General features: G+C 70.9%; 8 protein-coding genes. 6 read left to right on the top strand and 2 right to left on the bottom strand.

Translation table 11 applies throughout. The annotated features are described in order from the left end of the window. The 6 genes from D7V80_RS37595 to D7V80_RS37570 form a co-directional block, all read left to right on the top strand. Positions 1-1336: hypothetical protein (locus D7V80_RS37595; RefSeq protein ID WP_120592651.1), on the top strand; the 1336-nt coding region annotated here is incomplete at its 5' end. Beyond that, a complete protein-coding gene (gene bamD / locus D7V80_RS37590) occupies positions 1333-4605 on the top strand; it encodes an outer membrane protein assembly factor BamD (protein ID WP_120592650.1) in 3273 nt (1090 codons plus the stop codon). The genes D7V80_RS37595 and bamD, both read left to right, overlap by 4 nt. After that, positions 4596-5099 carry a hypothetical protein gene (locus D7V80_RS37585; protein ID WP_233586022.1) on the top strand — a complete coding sequence of 168 codons (504 nt, stop codon included), beginning with the start codon at positions 4596-4598 and terminating at the stop codon, positions 5097-5099. The genes bamD and D7V80_RS37585 overlap by 10 nt, the downstream gene beginning before the upstream one ends. Then, positions 5096-5734: a hypothetical protein gene (locus D7V80_RS37580; RefSeq protein ID WP_120592648.1), complete on the top strand. Its 639-nt coding sequence runs from the start codon at positions 5096-5098 to the stop codon at positions 5732-5734. The genes D7V80_RS37585 and D7V80_RS37580 overlap by 4 nt, the downstream gene beginning before the upstream one ends. Then, positions 5734-7635, top strand: coding sequence for a tetratricopeptide repeat protein (locus D7V80_RS37575; RefSeq protein ID WP_120592647.1), 1902 nt, complete (start codon positions 5734-5736; stop codon positions 7633-7635). Before D7V80_RS37580 ends, D7V80_RS37575 begins: the two co-directional genes overlap by 1 nt. Before the next feature lie 22 nt (positions 7636-7657). Beyond that, positions 7658-8380: a laminin G domain-containing protein gene (locus D7V80_RS37570; protein ID WP_158616767.1), complete on the top strand. Its 723-nt coding sequence runs from the start codon at positions 7658-7660 to the stop codon at positions 8378-8380. Between the two features lie 8 nt (positions 8381-8388). On the opposite strand, the gene D7V80_RS37565 is transcribed toward D7V80_RS37570, so the two are convergent. Together D7V80_RS37565 and D7V80_RS37560 are read right to left on the bottom strand one after the other, a co-directional pair. After that, positions 8389-9216 carry a hypothetical protein gene (locus D7V80_RS37565; protein WP_147447346.1) on the bottom strand — a complete coding sequence of 276 codons (828 nt, stop codon included), beginning with the start codon at positions 9214-9216 and terminating at the stop codon, positions 8389-8391. 49 nt (positions 9217-9265) lie between these two features. Next, a complete protein-coding gene (locus D7V80_RS37560; protein WP_120592644.1) occupies positions 9266-10903 on the bottom strand; it encodes a hypothetical protein in 1638 nt (545 codons plus the stop codon). Positions 10904-10998: the final 95 nt, after the last annotated feature.

The following is a 10998-nucleotide window of genomic DNA, read 5'->3' as shown; positions in this document are numbered from 1 at the left end:
CAAGGCCTACTTCGACGGCAAGCCGCGCGACGCCGCGGGCCCGCTGTACGCGTGGCTCCAGGCCACGCCCCGCACGGATGACAACTACGCGTGGGGGCAGTACTTCCTCGCCCGGAGCCTCATCGACCTGGGCCTCACGCACGCGGGCGCGACGTACCTGGCGCGCATCGCGCGTGAGCGCACCAACCCCAACGTGCTGCCGCGCGCGCTGGACGCGCTGAAGGGCCTGACGGACCGGCCGCACGACGAGGTGATGATCGACGAGCAGGTCTTCGGCGCGCTCGACCTGGGCTTCCTCCCGGACGAGACGGGCGCCTACGCGCACTACCAGCAGGGCCTGGTGGACCTGCGCGTGGGCAACGAGCGCTGGGCGAACACGCACTTCTCCAAGCTGCCGGAGACGAGCGCGGAAGCGAGCCGCGCGAAGTTCGCGCTGCTCGTCACCCGCCTCAAGCAGGTGAAGGATCCGCCGGAGGAGATGGTGAAGGACTTCCTCGGCCTGTCCCAGGACGAGAAGCTCACCCGCGAGGCGCGCAACGAGGCGGCGCTCGCGGTGGCCCGCCTGCGCTACGAGAAGAAGGACTTCACCGGCGCGCTGGACGCGTACGGCAAGGTGAAGCTGCCGGACCTGGATCCCGGCCGCGCCAGCCTCTACCTGGAGGAGGCGTGGACCCGCTACAAGCTGGGCGAGCTGCGCGCGGCGCTGGGCATCCTCACCACGCTGGACGCGCCGTCCTTCCGCGATGAGTTCATGCCGGACAAGTACCTGCTGCGCGCGCTCATCTTCCGCGACCTGTGCCACTACCTGCCCGCCAAGCGCGCGGCGAAGGAGCTGACGCGCCGGTACGCGGACTCGCTGGAGTCCGTGCGCAACCGCGAGGACCTGAGCCAGGACGCCCGCCTGCGCCGCGCCGCCAACGCGCACGGCGGCACCCAGCGCGCCGCGAAGTTCGTGGCCCTGCTGGACCTGGAGGGTGAGCGCCTGGGCCGCTTCGCCGGCAGCTTCGGCGACCGGCTCTTCGGGCACCTGACGCGCGTCTACGACTTGTCCCACGCGGAGGCCGTGCGCGTGTACGACGCGCGGCTGCAGGACGCCGTGCGCCAGGAAGCGGACACGCTCCTGCGCGCCGCCGAGCAGGTGCGCCTCATGGAGTACGAGGTCGGCCTCAAGCTGTACGAGCGCGTGAAGAAGGGCGCGCAGGTGGTGGCGGCGCAGGAGGAAGAGCTGCTGTCGCCCGCGCAGGTCGCCTTCAAGTTCGACAACGAATACTGGAACGACGAGCTCAAGTCCTACCGGGTCCGCATCGAGAGCCGTTGCATCGAGGAAACCCCATGACCGGCCCGTTCACCGGCCTCATCACCGCCGCGCTGCTCGCGGCCGCGGCCCCCGGCCCCAGCGGCCGCGTGGGACCCAACACCAACCCCATCGTGTCCAAGGCGAAGGAGCGCGAGGAGCTCGTCGCCAAGCTCAAGCGCGACATCTTCAAGGTGGACCGCGCCATCGGCGAGACGGAGAAGCTCATCTCCAAGAGCCGTAACGCCCCCTACCTGCCGGACCTGCAGTTCCGGCTGGCGGAGCTCTACGTCGAGAAGAGCCGCTACGTGTACTACCTCCAGGCGGAGACCCGGCCGGAGGGCGCCACGGGCGCCATCGTCTCCCCGGAGACGCGCCTGATGAAGCAGAAGGCGGTGCAGATGTACTACCGCCTGCTGCGCGAGTACCCGGACTTCAAGGACGGGGACCAGGTGACGTTCTACCTGGCGCACGAGCAGCGCGAGCTGGGCCAGTTCGACGAGATGCTCAAGACGCTGGGGGACCTGACGCGCAAGTTCCCCAACAGCCCGCTGCGCCTGGAAGCCGAGCAGATTCTCGGTGACCACTTCTTCGACAAGGCGGACCTCGTCGAAGCGGAGAAGCACTACCAGGCCATCCTGGAGCTGCCGCCGTCGCCGGTGCACGACCTGGCCCGCTACAAGATGGGCTGGATCCGCGTGAACCAGGCCAAGCACGCGGAGGCCGTCACGTTCTTCGAGGCGGCGGCCGCCAGCGCGCCCCTGCCCGGCGTGGACGTGAAGAAGGCGCTCAACGTCAAGCGCGAGGCCCTGCTGGACCTGGTCTACAGCTACACGGAGGCCAAGCCCCCCAAGGGCGCGCTCAACTACTTCGAGAAGCTCAGCGACAGCCGCGCCACGTACGCGCTCGCGCTGGACAAGCTGGGCAACCGCTACTTCATCAAGCAGCAGTACGAGTGGGCCATCCCCACGCTGCGCAAGCTGATGGAAGTGCAGCCGGACCCGGAGATGGACCTGGAGCGCGGCCAGAAGCTGTACGACTCGCTCAAGGCCGCCAAGGGCAAGGTGATGCCGGAGCCGGAGGACATCCGCTTCCTCGTGCGCGCCGCGGTGCAGAGCAAGACGGACCCGGAGATGACGGAGTCCGACCGCAAGAAGCAGCTCGCGGAGACGGAGGAGATGGCGCGCGACCTGGCCACGCAGGTGCACCTGGCCGCGCAGAAGGCGGACTCGCGCGACCTGTACGTGAAGGCCGCGGCCGCCTACCGCGAGTACCTGGGGCTGTTCCGGCCGGACCAGTACGTGCGGCCCATCATGAAGAACCGCGCGGACGCGCTCTTCGCCGCCAAGGAGTTCCCGGAGGCCGCGCGCCAGTTCGAGGAGCTGGCCCGCTACGAGGACAAGGCCAAGGACAACAAGGCCGTGGACACCGCCATGTACGGCGCGCTCCTGGCCCACTTCTCCACGCTCAAGCCGGAGGAGGCGCAGAAGCGCAACGCCTTCGAGGTGGCCGACGCGCGGCAGGCGCTGAAGCTCCTGGGCGCGAACTACGTGTCGCGCTACCCGCAGAGCCCGCACGTGCTGGACGTGAAGTTCAACATCGCGCGCGCCTACTACGAGGACGGCGAGTACCCGAAGGCGGCGGAGCTGTTCACCGCGTTCGCGCTGGCGCACCCGCAGTACAAGGACGCGCCGGTGGCGGGCAACCTGGCCCTGGACAGCCTCAGGCAGGTGAACGACTTCAAGAAGCTGGATGAGACGGGCCGCAAGTTCCTCGCGTCCTCGCTGCCGTCCAACTTCCGCGGGGAGGTGCAGAAGATCCTCACGCAGAGCAAGGCGGAGGCCCTGGACGAGCTGGCCCTGCAGAGCGCGCAGGAGACGGGCGACGTCATCGAAGGCCTGATGAAGGTCGCGGACGAGAACAAGAACAGCGACATCGGCGAGAAGGCGCTCTACGGCGCGTTCACCGCCGCGCGCGAGAAGCGCGACCTGCCGCGCGAGCGCGAGCTGGGCGCGAAGCTGGCGCAGTCCTACCCCAAGAGCCAGTACCTGTCGGACGTGCTGCTGACGCTGGGCCGGCACGCGGCGGAGGCGGCGGCCTTCAACGAGGCGGCCGGCTGGTTCGAACAGGTGGGCCAGAAGCTGACGGGCGACCTGGCGTCGGTGGACGGCTGGATGGCCGGTGCCCGCCTGCGCATCGCGCTGGGTGAGTACAAGGAAGCGTCCCGCAACCTGGAGACGGCGTCGGAGGCCGCGGGCGCTCGCAAGGGCGAGGTGCTGGCGCTGCTCGCCGAGACGCGCCTGAAGCAGAAGGACTACGCCCGCGCGAAGACGGCGGCGGAGACGGCGCTCAAGCTGGACAAGAACAACGTGGCCGCCGCGGCGGTGCTCGCGGAGGTGCAGGCCACCACCGCGCCCACCGCTCCGCCGGACGCGCTCATCTCCACCCTCACCGCAGCGGTGCAGGGCCCCAACGGCCAGACGGAGGAAGCGGCCAAGGGGCTCTGGTACCTGGGCGAGATCCTCTACCGCGGCTACAAGGACCTGCCGGCGGACAAGGTGGAGGAGAAGGTCGCCGCGCTCCAGGCCATGGAGGGCGTGTACACGCAGGCCGCGTCGCTCGGGTATCCGGAGTGGGCGGTGGCATCGCTGTGGAAGATTGCCCTGGCGTACGGCCACATCGCGGACGTGGTGGACCAGACGCCGGTGCCCGGCGGGCTGTCCGCCGCGGAGACGAAGCAGTTCCAGGACGCGGTGAAGCAGCAGGTGGGGCCGCTCAAGGCCCGCTCCGACGAGGCCTTCAAGGCCTGTCTGTCCCGCGCGGAGTCGCTGGAGGTCTTCAACGCGGCGGTGGTGGGTTGCCGCAACCGCACGGACGTGGCCGCGCTGCCGGTACCGCAGCCCGCCGCGCCCACGCAGCCCGCGGCGCTGGAGGACCTGCGCAAGAAGGCGGAGCGGGTGCTCACCGCGGAGGCGCTGGAGGCCCTGGGCATGGGCTACCTGGACGCGCACCAGTACGGCATGGCGCAGCTGACCTTCGGGCGCGTGACGGAGTTGCAGGACACGCGCGCGTCCGCGCACGCGGCGCTGGGCTGGGCCATGCTCAACCTGGGGGATGCGATGGGCGCCCGGGCGGCGTACGCCAAGGCGCTGGAGGCGGACCCCACCTACGACAAGGCCCGCCTCAACCTGGCCGCGCTGCGCTGCCGCTTCGGCGACACGGACGGCGCGCGCCGCGAGCTGGCCGTGCTCAAGGACATGGGCACGCTCAACGGTCCGGACGTGGACGCGGGATGGAAGGCATGCAAGTGAGCGCGCCCTTCCGCCGCATCGCCCCGGTGCTGTTCGCGCTCGTCGCCACCGCGTGTGGTGAGGAGGGCGGCAAGCTGGAGGGCAGCGTGACGGAGCTCATCGACCTGCGCTACCAGCGCACGGAGGCGGCCCTGGCGGAAGGGACGCTGGCGGTGAGCTTCGTCAACACGCAGGGCAGCGGGCAGGACGTGGTGTTGAAGGTGAGCGCGCGGGTGGCGGACATGCTGCCGGACAACGAGTACGCGGGCTCGCTGGACATCGACATGGCGGAGGCGCTGGACGACGGCTCGCAGCGGGGCAGCGTGGACCGCAGCGTGCTGGATGAACCGGTGCGTCCGTTCCCGCCGCTCGTGCGCGGCAACCTCTTCGTGAAGTCCCTTCCGAAAAACCCCGGGGACCGGGTGTCGGGCGAGTTCAACGTCACGTTCACCAACGGCACCGACGTCTACTCCGGCCGGACCATCTTCAGCCGTTTCGAGGCCATTGCTCCATGAAGCGCCACCTGCTCCTCAGCCTGTCCCTCCTGACCGCCGCCTGCGGCCCGAGCTACGGCATGCGCGTGCCGGACGCGCTGGTGAAGAAGCTGCCGTACGAGACGCGCATCGAGCTGCTGGAGGCGGAGAACGACCTGGCGCTGGCCATCGACCGCGTGGACGAGGCGGACAACGAGATCAACCGCGCGCGCGACAACATCCGCCGTGCGAAGAGCCGCCAGGAGGCCGCCGAGGACGAGGAGGACCGCGCGCAGGACGCGCCGTCCCGAGAGGTGGCGCAGCTGGCCATCGCGGAGTCCGAGGCCCGCGTGGAGTACCTGCGCGCGCACCAGCGCCTCAACGTGGGGCTGCGCGAGGTGGAGCAGCTGTCCCTGCGCTGCGCCTTCGCCCGCTTCGAGCTGGCGCGGCTGACGGCGGCGCGCAAGGCGAAGGTCCAGGGCAGTGAGCGCCTGGAGCCGAAGGATTTCGAGCAGCAGGTGTCCGAGTGCGAGGCCGCCGTGAAGGAAGAGCGCGCGAACCTCGGGGGGGACACGAAGGAAGCGCAGGCGGCGAAGGAGGCGTGGGAGGCGAAGAAGGCCGCCCTGGCCAAGAAGACCTTCGACGCGCGCGCCAGCCCGTACGTGGAGAACCTGTGATGACGAAAGCCGGAGTCCTTCTCCTCCAGTTGTTGACGGCCCAGGCTCCCGCTCCGGAGGCACCTCCGCCGGAGAAGCCCGCTGCGCGCGCGGACAAGCTCCCGGACGACCCGGACGCGCTCTACAAGCTGGGCACGGCCTTCCTGTCGCAGAACCAGGCGCGCCGCGCGGTGGCGCCGCTGACGAAGCTCGTCGGGCTCACGCCGGACGGCATCCCCGCGAAGGTCGCGCTCGCTCGGGCGCTGCGGCTGTCCGGTGACGTGCCCAAGGCCAAGGCGGTGCTGGACGCGGCGCTGGCGGCCTTCCCGGAGGAGGCCACGCTGCGTTCAGAGCGCGGCCTGCTGGCGCGCATCCAGGACGACATGGATGTGGCCATCACGCAGTACTCCGTGGCCACGGAGCTGTCGCCCAAGGACGCGGAGCTGCGCTTCAACCTGGGCGAGGTGCTCCAGCGCGCGAACCGCACGGACGACGCCATCGAGGCGTACCGCGAGGCGCTGAAGCTGGACGGCGCGCTCCAGGTGGCTCGGGTGAACCTGGGCAAGGCGCTGGCGGAGAAGGGGCTGGCCGCGGAGGCGAAGGAGACGCTGCGCGAGGCCATCCGCCAGAAGGACTCCGACGCGGAGGCGCACTACAACCTGGGCGTCGTGCTGATGCGGGAGAACGACGTCACGGGCGCGTTCGCGGAGTATCAGGCGGCGCTCAAGGCGGACCCGAAGCACGCGCGCGCGCAGAACAACCTGGGCGTGGTGCTGGACGGCCAGGGCAACGCGCGCAAGGCGGCGGAGGCGTTCCAGAAGGCCATCACGTTGGATCCGAAGTACGCGGAGGCGCACTTCAACCTGGGGCTCGCGTGCTTCCAGCTGGGGGAGAACGCCCGGGCGACGAAGGCCTTCGAGAAGGCGCTGCTCCTGGGGCCCCGCCGCGCGAGCGGCCCGTACACGCAGCTGGGCCAGCTGTACCTGGCGCAGGGCAAGAAGACGCAGGCGGTGTCCGCGTTCCAGAAGGCCATCGAGAAGAGCGCCGACGACGGCAAGAAGACGACGGAGGCCTACCAGGGCCTGGCGCGTGCATATCTGGAATTGGGCAAGGTGGACGACGCGGTGGCCACGCTGAAGACGGCGGTGGAGACCTTCCCGGATGAGCCCGGCGTGCGCGCGGGCTACGGCGACGCGCTCAAGGCCAAGGGCGACCTGGACGGCGCCATCGCGCAGTACTCGGCCTGCGTGAAGCTCCAGCCCACGGTGGACAACCGGCTGATGCTGGCGGAGGCGTACGCGAAGAAGCACGTGGGCGCCCAGGCGCGGCCGCTCTACGAGGCCGTGCTCCAGGAGGATCCGAAGCACCGCGCGGCGAAGCTGGGCCTGGCGGACCTGCTGCTCGCGATGGGCGACTACGCGGCGGCGGAGAAGCTGCTGACGCCCGCCGCGGGCGAGGAGGCGGAGACGGCGGCGCTGGCGCGGCTGGGCATCCTCCACTCGCGGCGCGGCCGGCCGGACCTGGCGGTGCCGGAGCTGGAGGCGGTGGTGGCGAAGGACCCCGCGCAGCTGGAGGCCCGCGCGGAGCTGGGCTTCCTGTACCTGCGCGGCGGTGACGAAGCCAAGGCGCTCCAGGTGCTGAGCGACGTGCTGGCGGTGGAGCCGCGCAACTCGCTGGGCCTGCTGTACCTGGGGCACACGCTGTACCGGCAGGGCAAGTTGCCGGAGGCGGAGAAGGCGTTCCGGGGTTCGGCGCAGGTGGACGCGGGCGCGGGCGAGCCGCACTTCGCGCTCGCGCAGCTGCTGGAGGCCACCAACCGCAAGGCCGAGGCGAAGAAGGAGTACGAGGCCGCGGTGCAGCTGCAGCCGGACCATGCGGACGCGAAGAGCGCGCTACAGAAGCTGGCCGTGGACGTGCCGTAGTCGTCGTAGGGGGATGACCATCATGCGAAACCATCCGATGCGCGTGGGACTGGCCGCGGTGTTGCTGCTGGGGCCGGTGACGGCCGGCGCGGTGAGCCAGAAGCTGCGTTACAAGTTCGAGTCGGTGTCCGACCCGGTGACCACCGTGGTGGACGACAGCGGCAAGGGCCACACAGGCACGGCGCAGGCCAGCAATGGCGGCGCCGTCGCGGTGGAGACGGCGGGCTACGAGGGCCAGGGCGTGCGCTTCCCGGCCGTCTGTGTCGGGACGACGTGCGCGAAGGCGTTCATCAGCGCGGCGGACTCGGCGTCGCTCAACCCGGGCACGGCGCTGTTCTCCTTCGGCGCGCGCGTTCGCGTGACGCTCGCGGAGCTGAGCGCGGACCACGGCTCCAACCTGGTGCAGAAGGGGCTCTACAGCACCGCGCAGTGGAAGCTTCAGCTGGACGATGCGGTGACGGGCAAGCCGAGCTGCGTGGTGCGCACCACCGGCGGCGCGGACGCCGTCATCGTCAAGGCGTCCGTGGGTATCGCGGACGGCAGCTGGCACAAGGTGACGTGTCAGCGCACCAGCACCACGCTGACCATCCTCGTCGACAACGTGGCCCGGGGCAGCGCGCTGCTCCCCAGCACCTACGACATCACCCCATCGGGACAGCCCGTCGCCATCGGGGCCAAGAGCGCCGGGAACAACAACGACCAGTTCCACGGCGCCATCGACGACGTGTACTTCAACCTGGATTGAGCCCGGGACTACTCGCGGGAGCGCATGAGGGCCTCGGGCAGCGGAGGCCCCGTGGGCGTGGGCCGGGGTGACTCCGTGAGCGACCGGCCGAAGCGGTAGCGCGCCTCCGCGTGGACGCCGAAGGACTCGCCTCCGGCGCTCGCCAGCAGCACGAGGTCGTCATCGGGGCTGGAGCCCTCGGGCAGTCCCAGGGTCCAGGGCACTTCCCGCGTGTCTCCGTCCAGGACGATGGGCGACGTGGGGCCTTCCCGGAGGACCGTTCGCGGCGGCACGCGCAGGGAGACCTCCACGGGCGCGGTGAAGCCCGGGCTCCGCTCCAGCCGCGCGACGAGCCGCACCATGTCCGCGCTGGCATCCACCACCCGCCAGGAGACGTGCAGCGGCGCGGGGATGCGCGCTGTTGCGGGGAGCACCGACGGCCGTGGCGCCGGGCTGTCCGTCGCCGTTGCGCCGTCCTCCGGGCCTCGTGTGAGCACCGCGGTCGGAATATCCGTAGCCTGCGTCTTCGCCAGAGCGGACCGCGAGCGCTGGGCTTCGCGCGACGGCAGGTCCCATGAACGCATCCCGTGCGCGGGCAGCGCCACCGACCGCGCGGACGCCAGGAGCGTCGGCGATGACGCGTGGACGGACTTCCCCTGAGCCTGAGGAGGTGAATCGGAAGGCCTTGGCGGCTTCTTGCGCCGCACCCTGTCCACGCCGGACGCCATCCCGGCCGAAAGCGCTCCGACGAGCGCCAGTGCCAGCACGGCCCCCGCCACGCGGTTCCGCATCAAGGGACGCAGGAGGTTCAGGGGCGCGGACCGCCAGCTTCGCTGCATCCCACGGGGAAGCTTCATGGGCACGAGAACTCACGCGTGAGCACGGGGCTCCGATTCAGGGAGGGCGTCATGGGCACAGGGGCGCGTGGCTGGGGTACGGGAAGGCGGTGGCGGGTTCGGTGGCCGCGTCCACCCGGGTGCTCGGGAAGCCCTGGCACATCAGCGTGTCCAGGAAGTCCGCGAGACACGGTGAGGGCCTTCCCGTGTCCACCACGTCCGTGAGCGCGCCCTTCTCATCCCGCGTCCAGGTGTGCCGCGTGTAGCCGCGCGCCCAGGGCGACCGGTTCATCGCGGGCGCGGCGAGCGCGTCGTAGAGGTGCTGGCTCGACGGTGTACCGGTGGCCGTGCGGTAGAGGATGGCGGCGACCTCGCTCTCGTCCATGGGCTGGAGCAGGCCGTCTTCCGCGTGGGGCCGCGTCCAGGGGCTCACCGAGGAGGCTCGCGCGGACAGGTCCACCCAGAACAGCGTCCCGCCCTGACGGTCGAAGTAGCGGGGACTGCGGCGCGCGTCCGCGCTGAACCAGGTGGCCCAGCCCTCGCTCCATGCCTGTCCCGGGAAGGTGGGCACGCCCACGTAGTGCGGCCCGCCCTCCTCCGGACTGGTGCCCCGGCTGGCCATCACCCAGTGCCCCAGCTCGTGCATCACCATCGCGTCCGACCACCACGCCGCATCCGAGTCCCCCGGCAGCCACACCTGCGCGTCCCAGCTCCGGCCCACCGCCGTCACCGGCCACGGCGCGAAGCACGCCCCACAGGACCAGGTCGTCCCAAAGCCCAGCCACGCCACGATGGGCAGGCCGTCGCGTCCGCCGTAGCGCTCGCGCATCCTGCGCCAGGCCGTGCCCAGCACGTCGAACACCGCCGCCGCGCCGGAGCCCTCGGACTCGGCGAGGGTGAACGCAGGTTGTTCGGACAGCTCGCGCGCCGTGCGCGACCAACTCCAGATGCGAGCCGCATCCCCCGGCACCGCCTTCACTGACTGCGCGCCCGGCAGCCCGGGGTCCGCCACCGCGTAGGCCACCGCGCCGTCCCGCCCCCGACCGGCCGCGTACACGACGACACGGTCGTCATCTCCCAGGGACGACGACACCTTCAGCGTGAAGCGGCCGGCGTCATCCGTCACCTGAGAGTCGAGCACCTTCGTGCCCTGGAAAGACACGATGAGGAACCCGCGAGCCGGCACCGGCTCCACGTCCGGCGTCCACGCGCGGAACTCCGCATCCGGGAAGCGGCGCGCATAGCGCACCGTGCCGCTCAACGTGGCCCCGGGCCTGCCGCAGAAACCCCGGCCGGGAGCGGCTTCGCAGGCCACGTCACAGGCCCGCGCGACCCACCGGCCGTTCGTGCACACCTGCAAGGCCTTGGACTCCGTGCACCGCGAGACGCCGTCGACACACGCCGAGCCGGAGACACAGGCGACCTCGGGTGATTCGACACAGGTCGTGTCCTCCGCGCAGTCCTCCCGGTGCACGGCGCCATCCACACAGCGCTCCAGCACGCGAGGCCCCAGGCACCGTGACGGCGCGGGGAGCTGATCACACGCGAGCGCGGGCCGGACGGTCTCCTCGGGCAAGGACGTGACACAGGCCGCGCAGGCCGCGCCCTCGCAGTCCACTGCACAGGGCGTCAGCTCCGCCCCCGGGTCGCAACCCGAGAGCGCCAGCGCCACGAGAGCCCAGCACCACACCCAGAACCCGCGTCCCACCAGGAGGAAACCTCGTTCGAGCCAGCGGGCGCGAGGACAGCACGCACGCCTCGACGTCAGGCAGAGCCAGGGGGACGACGGCCCCCCTGCCCGCC

It is taken from the genome of Corallococcus sp. CA054B (assembly GCF_003611625.1).
GTDB classification, from domain to species: Bacteria; Myxococcota; Myxococcia; order Myxococcales; family Myxococcaceae; genus Corallococcus; species Corallococcus coralloides.
The sequence above is the reverse complement of the archived record's forward strand: the minus strand, read 5'-3'. Positions and strand labels throughout refer to the sequence as shown.